This window comes from Polaribacter sp. 20A6 (assembly GCF_011378915.1).
In the GTDB taxonomy this organism is placed as follows: Bacteria; Bacteroidota; Bacteroidia; order Flavobacteriales; family Flavobacteriaceae; genus Polaribacter; species Polaribacter sejongensis.
Genome location: NZ_WTPZ01000005.1, coordinates 18,163 through 37,699 on the forward strand (window position 1 = coordinate 18,163; position 19,537 = coordinate 37,699).

The window sequence follows — 19,537 nt, forward strand, 5'->3', positions numbered from 1 at the left end:
ATATTTTACCTTAGTTTTATCAAAAATTTTAAAAAAGTAAATGGATTTTACAAACCCACTAGTATATGGTGTACCATGTTTCTTAGCACTTATTTTAGTCGAATTAACATACAGTAAGCACAATAAAAAAGAAGAAAAGAAGAAAATTTATAAATGGAAAGATTTAGCAGCTAGCCTTACCATGGGTATTGGTTCTGCTATTCTAGCTCCTTTAACAAAAACAATCGCAGCAATTGTACTTTTTAGTTTTGTCTATGAAATATTCAATCCTTTAGTTGATGGAGTTCGTACAAATATTATGGGGTATGAATCTTTTGGTTATGCTTGGTATATTTGGCTTATTTGTCAGGTATTAGACGATTTTAGCTATTACTGGTTTCACAGACAAAATCATAATGTTCGTTTTTTATGGGCGGCACATATTGTACACCATTCTTCGGATAATTTTAATTTAGGAACCGCCGTTAGAAACGGATGGTTTACCATTCTTTACAAACCTTTCTTTTACGTTTGGATTGTTGCTATTGGTTTTCCACCAGAAATGTTAGTCGTTTGTTTAGGTATTGAAGCTTTATGGCAATTTCAATTACATACCGTTTACATTGGTAAATTAGGTTTCTTAGATAAAATATTGAATACACATACTATGCACCAAGTGCATCATGCTCAAAACTTTGAGTATATGGATAAAAATCATGGTGGATTTTTAAACGCTTTTGATAGAATGTTTGGTACTTTTAAAGAATTCGACGAAAATATTGACATCAAATATGGAGTTACGCACCCACCAAATTCTTATAATCCGTTTGTTATTCTAACACATGAATATAAAGATATTTGGAATGATATGAAAAAATCTAAAAACTGGTATCATAAATTTATGTATGCATTTGCCGCACCAGGTTGGAGCCATGATGGAAGTACTCTAACAATAAAACAAGCTCGTAAGGCTTTACAAGAAGAATAATATTTGTTTAAAAAGCAAAACTTGTCAAATAAAAAAAAGGAATCTCAAAATAAATTTGAGATTCCTTTTTTAGTTAAATCAGTTAATATGCAATTAAACTTAGCCTTGATTGAAACAACATACTTTTTAAGGTACGAAAAAGATACTGTCTTTCTACTACGCACAAGATAAATTCCAAATAGGAAATAGCTTCTATAAAACTAAGACGTTATTTGACTAAAAAACTCAAAAATTTCTCCTTTAGAAATAGAGCTACCTTTTTCTATTAAATCGAAAATTTCACTATTTCTGTCCTCTTTATTATAAGGTTTTGTGCCTTTAAAAATCTCAACAGAATTATCCATAGGATTTTGCATTAACCACTCAAATCCTTTTTGTTCTAGTAAATTAATATCCCAAGTAACTTTAATAGCAATTCTATGTATTTCTTCTGCATCACACTTAAACAGGTTTACAGAGGTTTTAGAAAAATGTTCTACATAGTTTGTTTTTGTTAGCACATTATCCCAAACAACATCAGAAAAAACATTCATCTCCTCTTCTGCAACTTGTGGTGTTTCTTCTTTTATTTTATTCCATTCTTTAACGTCTATACTTTGGGTTGCTAAAAAACGAGCAAAGTCTTCGTGTAAGCTTTCGAATTGTTCTTTGGTAAGTTGTCTATATTTCATAATTTATGGTAAAAAAAAACCGCCCAATTATGGGCGGTTCAAATATCTGAATTCTTTATTGATTTAGAAAGAATATCTTAAACCAACTTGTGCTTGCCATCTAGAAAGTAACGTAGAATTATATACAAAAGTTTCTTTTAAGTCTGAATTAAAACTATAGGTTGGTAAACCTGTATTATCTACAGTAACACCTAATAATTGTACTGCATCAGGTTGTTGCACTAAGCCCCAGTTTGAGTTTAATAAATTACCAAAGTTTAAAATATCTATAGTAAACTCTAAAGAATTATTGTTTCCTAATTTTAAATTCTGAATAAATTTTACATCCACTTTTCCTCTCCAAGGTGATAATGCACCATAACGTTCTGCATATTCTCCCTGTCTATCACTTAAATAATCATCTTGATTGATATAATTTCTTAAGCCATCTTTTTGATCTTGAATAGATAAGTCTCCAGTATTTACTGGTGCTTTAAATGTCATTGCGTCTATTTGGCTATCTGTTGGTATGTAAATTAAATCATTTAAGTTAGACCCATCATTATTAATATCACCTGCGTATGTGTAGTTAAAACGACCTCCTTTTGCCAATTCATAGAAAGAAGAAATTGTGGTTGTCCATTTATCATTTGTTCCATAATTCCAAGATTTAGAAGCTACCGCAATAAAACGATGTGTATCTCCATATTTAGAATGCGCTAATGTTGCATCATTTGCATTAGATAAAACTGGATTAAAATCGAAAGCATCTCCTGTTATTTCTGCTTCAATAGAGTTTACATCTTTAGAATTTAAGTAATTATAAGCTGCCATTAAATACAATCCATTATCAAAATTTTTCTGTGCTTTTAAGGATGCATTTAAAGTTCTTCCTTTATCAGAATTGGTAAATACATAAGCATTTGATTTATCATTTGGTCCTCCCCAATTTGGGCTTCTGTCTGTATCTGTATACACTAATCTATTATCTATACCACCTGCCAAAGTTCCTGTAGGTGTTTTTAAACCCCAATTTTGCACATGTGCTCCGTTTATATCTTTTGTGTATGAAAGATCTGTAGTTAAAATAGTACCATCTTTTAATTTTACATCTGCTCCCAAACTTGTTCTCCAAACTTGTGGGAATTTAAAATCAGGATCTACAACTTGGTAAAAATACACATTAGGATTTGCTATTTGGTTACCTAACCAAACAAAAGGAAAACGACCTGTAAATAAACCAGAACCACCACGTAATTGAAATGAGCTATCTCCATTTACATCCCAGTTAAAACCAATTCTTGGTGAAACTAAGAAGTTGTTATTTGGCATTTTAGTAGAATCAAATAATACTGTTTCTCCTGTAGCAGGGTCTGTATATGGATTATTAGGTAAGTAAAAACTTTTATCTATTACGTCTTGCGCTTTATCTGCAGAATTGAAAAATAAAGGTTTATCAAAACGAACACCATATGATAATTTAAAATTATCGTTTATATTCCAATCATCTTGTACGTAAAAAGCAAACTGACCAACATTTGTTTCTGCTAATGCCCAAGAATCATTGGCGTTATTAGTAGTAAATGTACTTTGTGCAGCAGCCATAGCATCAGCTAAAAGACCATTAGAAACTCCTGTTCTAAAGGCATCCATATTAGCAAAATCTCCACCAAATGCACCAACATAACCTCTTGCATCTCCAAAACCGTATGCTCCTAAATTAAAGGAATTCTCAAATTCAAATTTTTCAAAAGAAAAACCAATTGTATAGTTATGATCTCCATTACTGATATTTAAGTTATTTGTAATTTGAAAAACTTTTTGATCTAATGTATTGTTAATTGAAAAAGGTTCATGACCTGAAATTATATAATTCCCTCCGTTACCATCTTGAATTCTAAATGCTGGCATAGGTGCCGATTTAGGGCTTCTAAAATCATCGAAATGTGTATATCCTGCTTGAAACTTGTTTGTTATATTATCTGTAACAGTAGAATTTAATTCTAATAAAAATGAATTCAAATTATTATTAATTTGATATCCAGAATTTTCGAATTGTAGCATTTGAGAACTTGGACCTCTAAAACCTAGTGCTGTTGGATGCGCTGGTAAATCTCTAGAGGCATTTAAAAAATTATAAACAAATGATAGACGATTATCTTTGGTGATATTCCAATCTAACTTAAACAACCCTTTTGTACTGTTAGAATCATGCGTAAAACCTTCATAAGCACCAGTACTGTAACCAATACCTGCTAATGCACTTTGAACTTCATCTAAATCTGATTTTAAAACTCTAGATTCATTAATAGCTCCGGAACCTGTGTTTGGTAACCAAGACTGACCTAAATCTGATCTATTGTCTTTTTCAAAATTTATAAAAACAAATAATTTATCTTTTATAATCGGTGCACCTATACTTACTCCTACTTGAGATTGTGATAATTTAGGAACAAAAATACTTTCTCCTTTAATTTTACCTCCTGTAAAATCTTGATTTCTGTAATATCCGTATGCGGTTCCTGTTACGGTGTTTGTTCCACTTTTGGTTACTGCATTTACAGAAGCACCTGTAAAACCAGATAAAGTAACATCATAAGGTGCAGTAGAAACAGAAATTTGCTCTATAGCATCTAAAGATACTGGTTGAGAAGCTGTTTGTCCACCTGGTGTTGCTGCATCTAAACCAAATGGGTTGTTAAATATAGAACCATCTAATGTAAAGTTATTAAATTGGTCGTTTCTCCCTCCAAAAGATCCACCTGAAGCAGAAGGGTCTAAACGTGTAAAATCAGATGCCGATCTAGATATCGTTGGTAATACCTTTAAATCTTTAGTTCTAATACTGGTCTGTGCTCCTGTTCTATCATTATTAAAAACAGCATTTTTACCAGAGCTGATAACAACTTCTTCTAAAGTATTACTGTCTTCAGATAAAACAACATCAATATTTGAGGTTTTACCTAAGGTTAAAAAGATATTTGTTATCTTATTAGATTTAAAACCTAGGTAACTAATTGTAATCGTATACGGCCCTCCAATTCTTAGGTTAGATAGCGCGTATCTACCATTATCTTGTGCTGTTGTACCAGATACGGTACCTGTAGGAGTATGCAAAGCAACAATAGTTGCTCCAAATAATGGTTCTCCAGAATTGTCCGTAATAGTTCCGTTAATTTTTGATGTTGTTGTTTGTGCATTTGCAACGAAACTAAACATTAAAATAAATGAACATAAAAAAAATAATTTTTGCTTCATGTTTTTGGATTTAAGTTTATATAACCAAAAATAAAGCAAAAAAAAAGTCTACTCGTTAAAGTAGACTTTTAGTTCTTAACAATTATTTAACAATTGTTATTTATTCAGCAATAACTTCAAAAGTTATTTCAGCAACTACTGCTCTGTGTAATCTTACAGAAGCTTCATATTTACCTAATCTTTTTACAGAACCACCAACAACTTTGATAAATTTCTTATCTAAGTCTGTTCCTGCTTTTGCAAGTGCTGCAGCTAAATCGATGTTGTTTACAGAACCAAATAATTTGTCTCCTGAACCAACTTTAGATGCAATTTTAATTTCATATCCTTTAACTGCTTCAGCTATAACATTAGCGTCTTCAATTAATTTAGCTTCTTTGTAAGCACGTTGTTTTAAATTCTCTGCTAAAACTTTCTTTGCAGATGAAGTAGCTAAAACTGCTTGTCTTGTAGGGATTAAGAAGTTTCTACCATAACCGTTTTTCACGTCTACGATATCATCTTTGAATCCTAAATTTTCTACGTCTTGTCTTAATATCAATTCCATGTTCTACCTCTTTATTATTTTAACATATCTCCAACGTAAGGCATTAACGCTAAATGACGCGCTCTTTTAATTGCTTGCGCAACTTTACGTTGATATTTTAATGAAGTTCCTGTTAAACGTCTTGGTAAAATTTTACCTTGTTCGTTTACTAAATACATTAAGAAGTCTGCATCTTTAAAATCGATATACTTGATATCTTTTTTCTTAAATCTACAGTATTTAGCTTCTTTTTTAGTGTCTATATCTAACGGCGTTAAATATCTAACGTCAGCAGATTTACCGCCTTTTGCTTGTTGTTCTATTGATGCCATTTCTTATTTTTTTGTAGATTTAACACGTTCAGTTCTAATTTTTGCCCAAGCAGCTGCATGTTTGTCTAATCTAACAGAAAGGTAACGCATAACGCTATCATCTCTTCTAAATTCTAACTCATATGCAGAGATTTCTTCTCCTGCAATTTTAAACTCAAATAAATGGTAAAAACCACTTTTTTTCTTTTGGATTGGATACGCTAATTTCTTTAAGCCCCAATTCTCTTTTGAGATCATTTCAGCTCCTTTGGAAACTAAATAATCTTCGAATTTTTGTACTGTCTCCTTTATCTGAGTATCAGATAAAACGGGATTCAAAATGAAAACAGTTTCGTAATGATTCATAAATTAAATATTTATTGTTTATTTTTAAGGCTGCAAATATAATAACTTTTTTATAACTAGCGTTATATATAACAGTTATTCTTATCAACTTTAAGTAAAAGTAGAAAATTCTAGGTAAAAAAATGTAGATACTTCTATTTCTTTACATCAAAAGTAAAATTCTTAGATATATTTCTAAAAAATTAATTTTTTATTAATAAAAGTGTAATTCAAAAAAAGGTTGATAAAACCTCTAGGTTGAAACACAAAACAACACCAGAGGTTTATCAAAAATATTCTAGTTAAAATTAGACTTCAAAAGCTTCTAAATGAAAAGCCTCGCTAATTTCTTTATAAACAATTTTTCCTTTTATAATATTTAATCCTTTGTCTAAAGATGCATCTGTAGCACACGCTTCTTCCCATCCTTTGTTTGCTATATTTAAAATATATGGCAATGTTACATTTGTTAATGCAATTGTAGAAGTGTAAGGTACAGCTCCTGGCATATTTGCGACACAATAATGTACAACATCATCTATAATATAAGTAGGATCTTCGTGTGTTGTTGCTTTTGTCGTTTCAAAACATCCACCCTGATCTACAGCAACATCAACTATAACTGTTCCTGGTCGCATGTCTTTAAGCATGTCTCTAGTAATTAATTTTGGAGCCTTTCCTCCTTTTACTAAAACACCTCCAATAATTAAATCGTGCGTTTTAATCAATTGTCTAATACTATATTCACTAGAAAAAGCTGTTGTAACATGGTTTGGTAATACATCATTTACATAACGTAAACGTTTCATATTAATATCCATAATAGTTACATGAGCACCTAAACCTGCTGCCATTTTTGCTGCTTGTACTCCAACAACTCCTGCTCCTAAAATTAAGACTTTTCCTGGCGCAACACCTGGTACACCACCTAATAAAATACCACGTCCTTTAATTGGTTTTTCTAAATACTTAGCACCTTGCTGAATTGCCATTCTTCCTGCAACTTCAGACATTGGTGTTAATAAAGGTAAAGTTCCTTCACTATCTTCTACCGTTTCATAAGCAATACAAATAGATTTACTTTCTATCATTGCCTTTGTTAAAGGTTCGCATGATGCAAAATGAAAATACGTAAAAACAATTTGATTTTCTTTAATTAAAGAATATTCCGAAGCAATTGGTTCTTTAACCTTTACAATCATTTCACTCTGGCTGTAAACTTCTTCTATGGTAGGTAAAATAGTTGCTCCTACCTTAATGTAATCGGCATCAAAGAAACCACTTCCTTCTCCTGCTGTTGACTGTACGTACACAGTATGATTTTTTTTAGTCAACTCAAAAACACCTGCAGGTGTCATACCAACTCTACTTTCGTTATTCTTAATTTCTTTAGGAATTCCAACTTTCATTATTGCTTAATTTAGATGTTTTAAGCAAGTAAATTTACAGTCTTTTTGTTTGTATTTTAACAAAAAAAATCAAATTTGTTATTTTTACTGATGTCCTATTTTTTGTTATTTTAAAATGATTTATACCAAAATTCTATTCATTAAAATTATCAAATACTCAATAAAAATCACAAAAAATTGACATCAGCAATATTATCTTTAACGATTTAATCCAAATCTAAACGAATTCCCATAGAAATGTTTCTAGTTTCGGTATTTTTAAACAATGGGTTCAAATCATATTTTACATAAAAACTAGTAGATCTATAACCTACATAAGCACTTAATCCATAATTAATAGTATTCATATTAAAATTATTGAATTGCACTTCTTCAACTTCAACATTGTTTTCATCTTTGTATTCTAAATATTGTCTTGTTCCTAATTTAAAACCAACAAAGCCTCCAAGACCTAAACGGACAGACCTGTTTGTTCTATCTTTTACAAAACCATCTTTATCCGTTTTATTTTTAGAAAAATCCCATTCTACATGCATCGGAAAATTCATTTGCACATGGCGCAATCTACTTTCTGATAATTTGTTATCAAAAACTTGAACTTCTGTTATATCACCATCTTTTACATGAATACTATTATTATCTAATCGTAAATTATTCCAAAGAAAAGAAAGTCCGTATTTAAAGTACAATTTAGAAGGTTCTTTAGTAAACCTTGTTTTCCACGTCCAACCTAGCTCATAAAAATGAGATTGCCAGAACTTGTAATCAGAATCATTTAAAGAAGATAGTTCATGGTCATTTAAAACATTATTTACTCCCATAGAAAACACAAACTGAGAGGTAGTTCTTCTATTCGTTTTTCTTTTTCTCTTTTCTATTCTTTCACTTTTATCATCATTATTTAAGCTAAATGAAAATGTTTTCTTTCCAACAGTAAACGTATTATCGTCATAATCAAACTCACTTTCTTCACCTGAACTCGCTATTCTACCATTGGTTTTATCTTGCACCAATAATTGCAACAAACGCTCTTGTTCTCCTACTAATTTTTCAATCCTTCTGGCATGATAAGAAGCAACCTCTTTCTTTAAGGTATTTGAAATCGGTTTTGTAATTTCTCCTTTCTCTAGCCTTTCATCAATAGCAACCACTTTTATTCTTAATGAATCTTTTTGAGTTGTTGTAATTTGCTCTATTCTTTTAGATATTTTATTTACTTCTTTCTCAAAAGTTGTTTCTTGAGACACGGCAATAGTTGTACTTAACAACACTAATATTAGTAGTATTCTTTTCATCTTGTATGTTTTAAAAAATTGTTTTTGTTTGATAAAATCCTTTCGCTAACTAGTTTCAATTAAAACGTCTTTTAATTATACTACCACAGAAAGTGATTTAATTTAATCGTTTCTACTTGCAATGGCAGTTGCAATATCTGTTACTCTTTTCTTTAAAGATTGTAAGAAATTATTCTGAAAATTTTCTTCTCCAATCGTGCGTTCTACTTCAGCCAAAATAGCTTCTGGACTCACTTTAATATTAGAGTTTTTAAGCTCATTTTTAATCGTACTTAAAACATCTTCCCTTGTTAAATTTAGTTTTGCATAATACTCCTTTACTTCGGTTGACGAATGTGTTACCGCGAATAACAAATCATCACTATTAATTTTTATGCTACTATTTGGGTCTTGTTTTAAGATTTCTTTATTTATTGTTTTCTCCTTCGTCGGATGATCCTCAGATACAGCTACCACTGTTTCGATAACTTCCTCCGTTGTCGGAATTACATTTTTTTTGTTGTTTGCAACTATAGAATTATTGATGGATTTTTTTAATTCCTCCTTTGTCGGAATGACATTTTTATTAGAAACTTCTACTTGCTTCTCTTCTACTTCATCAATCTTAACAATTGCTTCTTCTGCAGGAATTTCATTTATAAATTGATCTATTTTTGCATCAATTGTAATTGTATCAATTGGGTTTTCAACAATAATTTCTACAGGCTTAATGTCTTCATTTTTATTTAAAAACAGAAAACCGACACTTACTAACAATAAAACACTAGCAGCAGCTCCCATATAGAATATCCATCCTTTTTTCTTTTGCTTTGGTTGCTCATCTAATTGTGCAGACAAACGTTCCCAAGCAGAAGCCGATGGATTTATCGTTCTATTATCTAACTTACCTTTTATATTTTTATCTATATTATTTGTCTCCATTGCTCACTGTATTCATTTTGTAATAATTCTGTTGCAATAATTTACGTGCTTTAAATAATTGCGATTTAGAGGTACTTTCTGAAACATTTAATTTCTCTGCAATTTCTGAATGTTTATATCCTTCTATCGCATATAAATTAAACACCATTTTATAACCTTCTGGCAATTGATCTATCAATTTCTGAATATCTTCTACAGATGTGTTTTCTAAACTTTCTGTTGCTGCATCATTAAAAACATAATCTTCGTCAGACAAATCAATTAAATTCTTTTTACGGAGATAAGAAATACAAGTATTCACCATAATTCTGCGAATCCAACCTTCAAAACTACCTTCGTGTTTAAACTTGTGTAAGTTTGTAAAAACCTTTAGAAAACCTTGTAATAATAAATCTTCCGCATGATGTAAGTCTTTTACATATTGTCTACAAACCCCCAACATTTTAGGCGAATGCTGCTCGAACAATTGTTGTTGCGCTTCCCTATTGTTGTCTATCGCTTTTTTAATGAGCGATTTTTGTTTGTTATGTAATTTTATAATTTTCAAGCCTCTCGTTTCGTTTTTAACTGCCTTACAAATATATAGACTACAGAAGTCTTAAAAAGGTTGCTTGAAGATAAAAAAATAATTTATTTATTTTTAAAACTTAATGATTATGTTTTTGTTGCTATCTTTATAATTATGAAATATAGCTTTCTATTAGATAATAATATTTATAGAGAAATTGTAAAATCTGGAAATGAAATAGTATTTGAAAACTTTAATTCTGACATTAAAAATCATAGGGTAATAAAAAATATCCCTTCGGAAAACATTAATTACTCTCTTACTCCATTTACAATAATGGAAGCTTTAGGTATAACAATACCATATAAAAAAATAATACTTCCATCAGATTTAAAGAAGCCTAATAAATATAACGAAGCCATTAGATTTATTAATGATGAAGCTAAAAAATATTTTTATGACTTAAATTCAATCCAACCAACAGAATTATTAAAAAAAGTAAAGCATCAAAAAAAATATACCTCTCTAAAAGCAAAAGAGATATCTCAAATATTTATAGAAACTCCTTTAAAAACAAAAGAATTTTATAATTATTTTATTGAAGCATTAGTGTTTGACTATGTATGTAAATATGAATTTCCAAAAGAAATTCAAAATATAATTTTTGCAGAACATTTATTACCAGCATTCTTCTTAAATAACCATGAGATATCAAGGTTTAGTAAATTTAGAATAATTAAAAGGCTATGGGATAACTCTTATGATGGATTAAAAAAATCAACCGTATTTCCGAAAGGCTATATGGAAGAAATAAATAATTCTATGAAGCTAAAAGGAAGTCAAGATTTTTTGGATTGTGAAATTATACACTTTTGTTGTATTGGAGATTGTGTTAAAAGTGAACATAATCCTGTTTTTGCATTTACTCAAGATGACAAAAAAACAATAATCAATAGAATAATTGTTTACAAATCTATGATTAAGCTTATTTTAAATAATTTAACAGAAGATAAATATAAAACTCTTAAACCTATATTTAATGATTGGGAACAAGGAATGATTATATTTTGTAATAATGATGGTTCAATTAAAGAGTCCATTGATGTTAGCAATATAAAAACGATAAATTAAAGTTTCAAAGAAACACAATTACTATCCAATTCAAACTCAATATGCTTTTTATTACTAGAAACAAAAAAAAGGACTCAAAATTGAGTCCCTTTTTTAAATAGAATTTTAAAAATTCTTAATTATTGTCTTTATCATCTTCTTTAGAAGTTTGATTCCAAATTTTAATATCATCATCTTTGGTAACACCTTCTAAAACTTCAACATTTACACCGTCTGAAGTTCCTAATTTTACATCTTTTTTATCAAATGTACCTTCTGTATTTTTAATTTCTACATAAGGCAATTCCGTTTTTCTATCAAACTGTAATAAAGATTCTTTAATAGATAAAACACTGTCTTTTCTCTCTAAAACAATCTCTGCATTTGCGCTGTAACCTGCTCTAATAAAATGCTCATCATCTAAAGATACATCTGCCTTAATTTTAAATTGAACTGCTCCTGCTTCTTCTGTTCCTTTTGGTGCAATAAAATTTAAAACTGCTGGAAATTTCTTGTTTTCGATAGCTCCTAAAGAAATTTCTATTTCTGTTCCTTTTACCAATTTACCAACTTCAGATTCATCAACTTTTCCTTCAAAAATCATTTTAGTCATGTCTGCAATCGTAGCAATTGTAGTACCTGCACTAAATCCATTTGTTTCTACAACTTGATATCCTTTTTTAACAGGAATTTCTACCACCATCCCAGAAGTTGTTGCTCTAATATTTGTATTTGCTCCAGAAGAACCTGCAGAACCTTTTTTAATAATCTGATAATCATTTTGAGCGTTACGTAAATCGTTTTTTGCTTGATTATATGAAAGTTCTAGAGATTCAAATTCTTGACGAGAAATAACTCCTTTATCAAATAATTTTTTATTTCTGTCGTATTGTACTTTTGTATTATTCAATTGAATTTGAACAGAATTAATACGTCCTTTTGCACTTGTTAAAGATTGTTCGTTTGGTACAACTCTTACTGTTGCTAACAAATCTCCTGCTTTTACAATTGCGCCTTCTTCAACCACAATTTTATCTATAATACCTGCTATTTGTGGTTTGATCTCTACTTCTTCTAACGGAGTAACTTTACCAGTAGCAACACTTTTTTTAACGATTGTTGCTTTAAAAGCTTTTTCTGTTTTGTATTCTATCGGTGATGCACTGTTCTTTTTACCAAACCAAATTAGTACTGCTATTAATGCAACAGCTATTCCTCCAAAAATGATTACTTTTTTCATTTATCTTCTATTTATTCTTGTTAGTTGATTTTTTTTTATTCTTCTCTTAATGCGTCTATTGGTTTCACTATTGTTGCCATATACGCAGGTATAAACCCTATTAATGTTCCTAAAAATACTAATACTGCATATGCTATTAAAACAATAGGAATATCTACTGTAGGATTTACAAGAAATTCTACAAAATTATCTAATAACATTAAAACTAATCCACCAGCAATAATTCCTAAAGAACCTGCTAACAGCGTTAAAAATAACGATTCTAATATAATTTGTTGTCTTACTTTATTTGGCGTTGCACCTAAAGCTCTTCTAATTCCTATTTCTTTTGTTCTTTCTTTAACGGTAATCAACAAAATGTTACCAATTGCAAAAACACCTGCAATTAAGGTTGCAATACCAACAAACCATGTTAAAAATTGCATTCCTGTTAAAAAGCCTGTAACCTGTTTTATACGTTCGCCTAAATTAAAACCTCTAAACGCTCTGTTATCATCAGGATGAATTTTATGTAAATTTTTTAATAATAATTTCACATCAGATTCTAATTGAACAATATCAAACTCTTCTTTTCCGGTTACAACCATCCATTCAAATTTATCGCCTTTGTTATACACTAACTTAAAGGTACTAAAAGGTATGTGAATGTTGTTTTTTCCTTCAAACTGACTCGTTTCATAAACACCAACAACTTTATAATTGATACCACTTACTTTTATGTAAACACCTATAGCCTCTTCATTTCTATCAAACAGCTCTTTATAAACACCTTCACTAATAACACAAACCTTTTTATTTTCATCCATGTCACTTTGGTTGATAAATCTACCTTCTATCAAGTTCTTTTTTTGAACCTCATCAATTAAAGGAAAATCTCCAAAAATGGTAAAATTACCAGTCTTTAAACCATGAACCACTTGTCCGCCAGTTGCATTTCTTGGCACTACAAACTGAATACCTTCTATTTCTGAACGAATTTTATCTACATCACTTAATCTTAAACTAATCTGGCGTCCTTCTTGAAAACCTTTAAAAGGCATTGAAGTTCTACTCCCAGACATAAAAACACTGTTAGTAGCAAAATTACCAAACATACTATTAAAACTATTTTCTATTCCTTTGGCTGCGCCTAATAAACCTACCAATAATAGAATTCCCCAAAATGCCCCAAAAATGGTGATTGCAGTTCTAGTTTTATTCTTTCGAATACTACCGTAAATTTCTTGCCAAGTATCTTTTTCAAATAAAAATCTCATAATTAATCTGAATTTAGTGCTACTACGGGTTTAATTTTTGCTGCTTTTTTGGCTGGTAAATATCCTGCAATTAAACCTGCACAAACGAGTGTTAAGGTTGCTCCAATAACTACAGGTTGAGAAACACTTGGGTTTAAAATAAAGTATTTTTCTAAACTTGGTCCAGCTATTTCTAAAATACCTATTCCGAGTAGTAAACCTGCATAACCAGATATTGCAGTAATAAAAACAGCTTCTTGCATTATCATGGCAACAATCATACGTGGTGTTGCACCAACTGCTTTTCTAATTCCTAATTCTTTGGTTCTTTCTTTAACGATGTACACCATAATATTACTAATACCTACAACTCCAGCTATTAAGGTTCCAAAACCAATTACTAGAATTAAAATGCTTAAGCCAAACATCATCCCAGATACTTCTTTATTATTTGTCGCGTAATTGTCTAAACCAATTCCTCTTTGGTCATTAGGCGAAACATTGTGTCTTTTCTTTAATTCTCGGTGTAATTCACTACTAAATGCGATGGCTTCATCTATACTTAAATCCGGATTATAGGTAATTCCAAATTCATCTACATAATCATTATTACCATACATTCTTTGCATTGTAGAAAATGGAGTGTAAATATATCTTTCATCACTATCCCCTCCAGGATCAGAGAAAATACCGATAACTTTATACATAATTCCTCCTATATTTATTTGTTTTCCAAAAGCACTTAATTGACCAAACAAATCTTTTTCTACCATTCTACCAATTACAACAACTTTCCCTCTTTCTTGTATATCTCTATAATTTAAAAAACGACCTTCTGTTACTTCTGCAGATTCCAACACATAATATTCTGGATATACACCTCTAACGGCGTAGTTGTCTTTTTCATCTTTATAAACAACATTCTCAGATCTCTGAATTCTTGGACTTATGGTTTGAATTTTATCTCCAAAATTTTCTTTGATATAGGTAAAATCATCATTTTTAAACTGAATTCTTCTGCCTATTTGGTTTCCTTTATAAGCGATTGTGGTGTTATTACTCCAAATATAAATGGAGTTCATAGCATCTTTTGCAAATTCATTTTTAAAGGTATTTTGAAGTCCGTTACCAATACCAAAAAGTAACGTAAAAAGTAAAATAGCAAACGCAACCGTAAAGCCAGACAACGCAGAACGCAACTTGTTTTTACTAATGCTTTGAAATATTTCTCTCCAACGATCTAAATCAAACATAATTAAACTGTTTTAGATACATTTGTATATTCATCACTAATAATAAGACCGTCTTTTAAACGTACAATTCTTTTGGTTTGCTCTGCAACTTCCTCCTCGTGCGTAATAACAAACACCGTCATTCCTTCATTATTAATATCCCTTAACAAATCCATTACAGAATCTGTAGTTGTAGAATCTAATGCTCCTGTTGGCTCATCTGCTAAAACAACTTTTGGTTTTGTAACCAAAGCTCTTGCAATGGCAACACGTTGTTTTTGACCTCCAGAAAGTTCGTTTGGTAAATGATTTGCCCAATCCTTTAAACCTACTTTTTCTAAGTATTCTAAGGCTTTTTCTAAACGTTCTTTTCTTGCTATTCCTTTATAATACAAAGGCAATGCAACATTTTCTAAAGCTGTTTTGTATGAGATTAGATTAAAAGATTGAAAAATAAATCCTAAAAATTTGTTTCTAAGAATTGCTGCTTTTTTCTCATTTAAGTTCTTTATTAATTGTCCGTTTAGGTAATAATCACCTTCATCATGTTCATCTAATAAACCAACAATGTTTAATAAAGTAGATTTACCAGAACCAGAAGATCCCATAATAGAAACAAATTCGCCTTCTTTTATATGTAAATCGATACCTTTTAAAACATGTAGAGAATCTTTACCTATCGGGTAAGATTTGTGTAGTTTTTCTATTCTAATCATTGGTTGGTTAATTTTAAGCTAAAATATTTAAAGTAAAAATCTTTACATAAATAAAGCGTTATTTACTCGAATACTAACATAAGACGTCTCATTAAAAAAAATGTTACAAGAAAATTAACTTTTTTTTAAAACATTTAAAGATACCTGTATTTTCTTTAAAACAAAACTACTTTAGAAACCATTATCAATTTTTATCTGTTTCGAAAAAAGATAAAGTATCTTTGTTTTCTTTAATATTGAAATGCTAAAATGATTGATTTACCAAAAAACAAAAAGGTTATTTTATTTGATGGTTTTTGTAATTTATGTAACCATTCTGTCTTAAAAGTAATTAAATACGATACTAAAAACATCTTTTTATTTACAGCCTTACAGTCTGATAAAGGGAAAGAAATTATCAATCAGTTAGGAATTGACATTTCTAAAATTGATTCTATTGTTTTGTATGAACCTGGTGTTTCTTATGAAATAAAATCTACAGCAGCTTTAAAAATAATGAATGACTTTGGAGGAATCTGGAGTCTAAGTCAAATATTTTTATTCTTACCGGAAGGATTTAGAAATTATGTTTACGATTATATTGCTAAAAACCGTTACAAATGGTTTGGTAAAAAAGAAACGTGCATGATTCCGACACCTGAATTAAACGCGAAATTTTTAGATTAAAATGAACGCGTTTTTATCAATTAAATATTCATTATTTTCTTTTGTATTTACAATAGCTATTGCTATTTTGTCTGTATATATGAATGATGACAATTCTTATATTATTTCAAATTTAGTAGGAATTCTGGCTTTTGTAATTCTAATTTTATCGATTATAGGATTATTAAAAGCTATAAAAAGCATTAAGGAGCCTAAAAAATTTCAAGTATTTATTGCATTCTTACTAAATATATTTTTTTTAACCTTATATACTTATTTAATAATATCAAACTCTTAATAGAAACATGAACGTACCTAAAGAAATAAAATGTGTCATTTTTGACATGGACGGCGTAATTATAGATTCAGAAGAAATTCATAAAAAAGCGTATTACGAAACCTTTGCTTCTATTGGAGTTAAAGTTTCTGACGATTTATACAAAACCTTAACAGGTTCTTCTACCATTAATGCTTTTCAGAAATTAGTAGCACATTTTAACTTAGATTTAGACCCAGAAGAATTGGTTTTAAATAAAAGAAAACGCTATGTCAATTTCTTTGAAAACGCCCCAACATTACATTTGGTAAAAGGTGTAGAAGAATTGATAAAACATTGTCATAAAAAAGGTTTGACTTTAATTTTAGCTTCTTCTTCTGCGATGGTTAATATTGACAGAGTTTTTAATCGATTTGATTTAAATCCATATTTTACGGCAAAAATTAGTGGAGCAGATTTAACAGAATCGAAACCAAACCCAGAAATCTTTAACAAAGCAGCTATTTTAGGAAATACGCCTAAAGAAAATTGTGTGGTTATAGAAGATTCAGATAATGGTGTTAAAGCAGCTAATGATGCAGGTATTTTTGTATTCGGTTACAGAAACCCAATGGCAGAAGATCAATCTTTAAAAAATGCCGATTTTATAGTTAATAATTTTAAAAGGTTACACAAGATATTGTAACGAATATTGGGTGTTTTAACTATTGATTATTTAAGTACTGAAACGTACTTAGCTCGTTTGTGATAGTTGGTGTTGAAATGTCATTATAATATAATAGAGGCAATAATTAAAAAAAAATGGAAAATCTTATAAATTATGCCATTCAATACGGTTTATCAGAAAATTTAATTCAAGAGATAATTTCGAATGGTAAGAAAATTGAAATCAAAAAAAACGAAAACATTCTTAATGTTGGAGAGCATAGTAAATATATTTATATAGTAATTAAGGGTGGGTTTGTAAGTCAGTATTTTGATGATCATAAGTCAAAATTTAGAACAACAGCGTTCCACATTGATAATTATCATCCATTTATGACACAACCAGAAAGTTATTTTTCTAAAGAGTCTTCTGATACGCAAATAAAAGCATTCAAAAACTCTGAAGTAATTGGATTTCATAGCAGTGCATTAGAAAAGTTAAGTGCGAAACATAAAATTTTTGACGAATTCTGTAACACGCATATTATAGGTGCTCTTATTTTTATAAATCAAATAAAGTCGAAATTAATAGGTCTCCCAAAAGATAAATTATACAATTATCTTCTTGAAGAACACAACCCAATTACTAAAAATGTTCCTTCTAAGTACATCGCTGAATTTATAGGTGTTACTCCCCAATGGCTAAGTAAAATAAAACGTACTAGTTAAAACATGAAATTAGTTTCATAAAATTCGAATCAGTTATATTTATTTTTGCGGTATACAAGAACTATAAATTTAATTTGTTTCAAATTGGCATGAAAAATAAAATTAGCTTCATAATTACAACACTACCATTTTATTCAGTCAAAATTTAGCAAAACTTAGTGACTATTTAATTTTTGTTTATGATGATACTAAAAGTGAATACAGATACGAATATTCACTTTTTTAAGAAAAAAACTATTGTTGAAGAATATTTAATTGCGGCATCAGTTGGTAATAGATTTAAATTCAAACTTGTAAAAATGTTTACAAGTATTGATCCGACATACTTTAGATTTACAGGAAAAGCACACCAGTAACAAAACGGTTTGGGAATTAATGTATTTTGAGCCCCTTTGGGTAAATATAAATAACGTACTGCCCACAATGTATAAAAATATAGAGCTTTTCCTCTATTCAATAACTTAAGGCAGCAAATCTAAAAATTAATGTATTAAAAGATGAAATTATTAAGAACCTATTAAAAGCTAAATATTATGGAAAAAAAAGATATTAATTACACAAAAGCAGATGCAACTCATATTGTTTTCCCTGTAACAAACAAAGAAGAACATTTTGATTGGTGGTACTTTGATGCACATTTTGACAATGGAGATCATTTTGTAGTAATGTATTCTCTTAATGACACTAGACTAAACCCAAGACAACCGTCTGTTAGATTAAATATATATCCACACGGACAACCAGAGGTTAGTAAAATAAGATTATACAAAGAGGAAGATGTGTCTATTAGTTATGAAAAGTGTGATGTTACACTTGGTGAAGAATATTGTAAAGATTGTGGAGATTACTACGAGTTTTACACTATGATTGATGGATACGGTGCTAAATTAAAATTAAAGAAAAAGAATCATCCATTTACAACAGAAGGATATCCGGTTCCAATGCACTGGACAGTAGCTGTACCATCTGGACCAATAGAAGGAGAATTATACAAAGGTGGAAAAGCTATTAAAGTTAAGGGTATTGGATATCATGACCATAACTGGGGAGAGAAAAGATTAGCAGGTGCGTTTAAAAATTGGTATTGGGGAAAAATTCATACTCCAGACATCTCAATTGATTATTCAATTATGATAGGTTTAGATGGTAAAATTGTTAATCCTTTGGCATTAGTTACGGATGAAGAGCACTTGATAATGGCACCTACTGATCCATTTGATAACCCAAATGACACAAGTAAAATAGAGGCTGTTATTAATGCGACTATGACAGAAGAAACAATGGGATATACCTTTGCTAAAGACTTTACATTAAAAGGATCAAAAGATGATTTTAGTTTTATAGCAAATATCAAATTGGATAAGATTGTAATGATAGAAAAATCTAAAATAGATAAAGGAGAAGATGCTTATAGATATCTTGCAAAAGAAGAATTAATTGTAACTAGAAGTGGTATCACCAAAACATATCATACAGATGGTTTACATGAAATAGTCTATTTAAATTCATAGGAGTATA

20 protein-coding genes are annotated in these 19,537 nt (G+C 29.8%); 7 read left to right on the top strand and 13 right to left on the bottom strand.

The window, feature by feature from the left end; all coding sequences use genetic code 11:
• Nucleotides 1-40 precede the first annotated feature (40 nt).
• Nucleotides 41-967, top strand: a complete 927-nt coding sequence (locus tag GQS57_RS12525; protein ID WP_165733199.1) for a sterol desaturase family protein — start codon at nucleotides 41-43, stop codon at nucleotides 965-967.
• Between the two features lie 200 nt (nucleotides 968-1,167).
• Here the strand turns inward: GQS57_RS12525 and GQS57_RS12530 are convergent, their stop codons facing one another.
• The 9 genes from GQS57_RS12530 to GQS57_RS12570 all read right to left on the bottom strand — a co-directional run bounded on the left by GQS57_RS12530 (nucleotide 1,168) and on the right by GQS57_RS12570 (nucleotide 10,229).
• Entirely contained in the window at nucleotides 1,168-1,638 is a 471-nt protein-coding gene (locus tag GQS57_RS12530; RefSeq protein ID WP_165733200.1) for a DUF6495 family protein, read from the bottom strand.
• 63 nt (nucleotides 1,639-1,701) lie between these two features.
• Complete coding sequence (locus tag GQS57_RS12535; protein ID WP_165733201.1) at nucleotides 1,702-4,875, bottom strand: carboxypeptidase regulatory-like domain-containing protein; 3,174 nt, start codon at nucleotides 4,873-4,875, stop codon at nucleotides 1,702-1,704.
• Nucleotides 4,876-4,975: 100 nt separating this feature from the next.
• The gene (rplI, locus tag GQS57_RS12540) at nucleotides 4,976-5,422 is read right to left on the bottom strand and encodes a 50S ribosomal protein L9 (RefSeq protein WP_165733202.1); all 447 of its coding nucleotides are present in this window, start codon (nucleotides 5,420-5,422) and stop codon (nucleotides 4,976-4,978) included.
• Between the two features lie 14 nt (nucleotides 5,423-5,436).
• The gene (rpsR, locus tag GQS57_RS12545; RefSeq protein ID WP_068452452.1) at nucleotides 5,437-5,733 is read right to left on the bottom strand and encodes a 30S ribosomal protein S18; all 297 of its coding nucleotides are present in this window, start codon (nucleotides 5,731-5,733) and stop codon (nucleotides 5,437-5,439) included.
• Nucleotides 5,734-5,736: 3 nt separating this feature from the next.
• Nucleotides 5,737-6,078 carry a 30S ribosomal protein S6 gene (rpsF, locus tag GQS57_RS12550; protein WP_165733203.1) on the bottom strand — a complete coding sequence of 114 codons (342 nt, stop codon included), beginning with the start codon at nucleotides 6,076-6,078 and terminating at the stop codon, nucleotides 5,737-5,739.
• Nucleotides 6,079-6,365: 287 nt separating this feature from the next.
• Nucleotides 6,366-7,466, bottom strand: coding sequence for an alanine dehydrogenase (gene ald / locus GQS57_RS12555; RefSeq protein WP_165733204.1), 1,101 nt, complete (start codon nucleotides 7,464-7,466; stop codon nucleotides 6,366-6,368).
• Nucleotides 7,467-7,672: 206 nt separating this feature from the next.
• On the bottom strand, nucleotides 7,673-8,761 hold the full coding sequence (locus GQS57_RS12560; protein WP_165733205.1) for a hypothetical protein: 1,089 nt from the start codon (nucleotides 8,759-8,761) through the stop codon (nucleotides 7,673-7,675).
• 102 nt (nucleotides 8,762-8,863) lie between these two features.
• Entirely contained in the window at nucleotides 8,864-9,682 is an 819-nt protein-coding gene (locus GQS57_RS12565; protein WP_165733206.1) for a hypothetical protein, read from the bottom strand.
• Complete coding sequence (locus tag GQS57_RS12570; RefSeq protein ID WP_165733207.1) at nucleotides 9,669-10,229, bottom strand: RNA polymerase sigma factor; 561 nt, start codon at nucleotides 10,227-10,229, stop codon at nucleotides 9,669-9,671. The genes GQS57_RS12565 and GQS57_RS12570 overlap by 14 nt, the downstream gene beginning before the upstream one ends.
• A 60-nt stretch (nucleotides 10,230-10,289) precedes the next feature.
• Between GQS57_RS12570 and GQS57_RS12575 the strand changes: the two genes are divergently transcribed.
• Nucleotides 10,290-11,321: a hypothetical protein gene (locus GQS57_RS12575; protein ID WP_165733208.1), complete on the top strand. Its 1,032-nt coding sequence runs from the start codon at nucleotides 10,290-10,292 to the stop codon at nucleotides 11,319-11,321.
• 115 nt (nucleotides 11,322-11,436) lie between these two features.
• On the opposite strand, the gene GQS57_RS12580 is transcribed toward GQS57_RS12575, so the two are convergent.
• From GQS57_RS12580 to GQS57_RS12595, 4 genes are read right to left on the bottom strand one after another with little or no spacing between them, the layout of a single operon-like run.
• On the bottom strand, nucleotides 11,437-12,540 hold the full coding sequence (locus tag GQS57_RS12580; RefSeq protein WP_165733209.1) for an efflux RND transporter periplasmic adaptor subunit: 1,104 nt from the start codon (nucleotides 12,538-12,540) through the stop codon (nucleotides 11,437-11,439).
• Nucleotides 12,541-12,575: 35 nt separating this feature from the next.
• Nucleotides 12,576-13,796 (bottom strand): ABC transporter permease, encoded by a 1,221-nt coding sequence (locus GQS57_RS12585; protein WP_165733210.1) that lies wholly within the window; start codon nucleotides 13,794-13,796, stop codon nucleotides 12,576-12,578.
• Nucleotides 13,797-13,798: 2 nt separating this feature from the next.
• Nucleotides 13,799-15,028, bottom strand: coding sequence for an ABC transporter permease (locus GQS57_RS12590; protein ID WP_165733211.1), 1,230 nt, complete (start codon nucleotides 15,026-15,028; stop codon nucleotides 13,799-13,801).
• Between the two features lie 2 nt (nucleotides 15,029-15,030).
• The gene (locus tag GQS57_RS12595; RefSeq protein ID WP_165733212.1) at nucleotides 15,031-15,723 is read right to left on the bottom strand and encodes an ABC transporter ATP-binding protein; all 693 of its coding nucleotides are present in this window, start codon (nucleotides 15,721-15,723) and stop codon (nucleotides 15,031-15,033) included.
• A gap of 249 nt (nucleotides 15,724-15,972) precedes the next feature.
• Here GQS57_RS12595 and GQS57_RS12600 point away from each other — a divergent pair, with 249 nt between their 5' ends.
• From GQS57_RS12600 to GQS57_RS12620, 5 genes are all read left to right on the top strand, one after another.
• Complete coding sequence (locus tag GQS57_RS12600) at nucleotides 15,973-16,389, top strand: DCC1-like thiol-disulfide oxidoreductase family protein (protein WP_165733213.1); 417 nt, start codon at nucleotides 15,973-15,975, stop codon at nucleotides 16,387-16,389.
• Between the two features lie 284 nt (nucleotides 16,390-16,673).
• Nucleotides 16,674-17,330, top strand: a complete 657-nt coding sequence (locus tag GQS57_RS12605; protein WP_165733214.1) for an HAD family phosphatase — start codon at nucleotides 16,674-16,676, stop codon at nucleotides 17,328-17,330.
• Between the two features lie 116 nt (nucleotides 17,331-17,446).
• Nucleotides 17,447-18,019 (top strand): Crp/Fnr family transcriptional regulator, encoded by a 573-nt coding sequence (locus GQS57_RS12610; RefSeq protein ID WP_165733215.1) that lies wholly within the window; start codon nucleotides 17,447-17,449, stop codon nucleotides 18,017-18,019.
• A 179-nt stretch (nucleotides 18,020-18,198) separates the two neighbouring features.
• Nucleotides 18,199-18,375, top strand: a complete 177-nt coding sequence (locus GQS57_RS12615) for a hypothetical protein (protein ID WP_165733216.1) — start codon at nucleotides 18,199-18,201, stop codon at nucleotides 18,373-18,375.
• A 177-nt stretch (nucleotides 18,376-18,552) separates the two neighbouring features.
• On the top strand, nucleotides 18,553-19,530 hold the full coding sequence (locus GQS57_RS12620; protein WP_165733217.1) for a hypothetical protein: 978 nt from the start codon (nucleotides 18,553-18,555) through the stop codon (nucleotides 19,528-19,530).
• The last annotated feature ends 7 nt before the right edge of the window (nucleotides 19,531-19,537 follow it).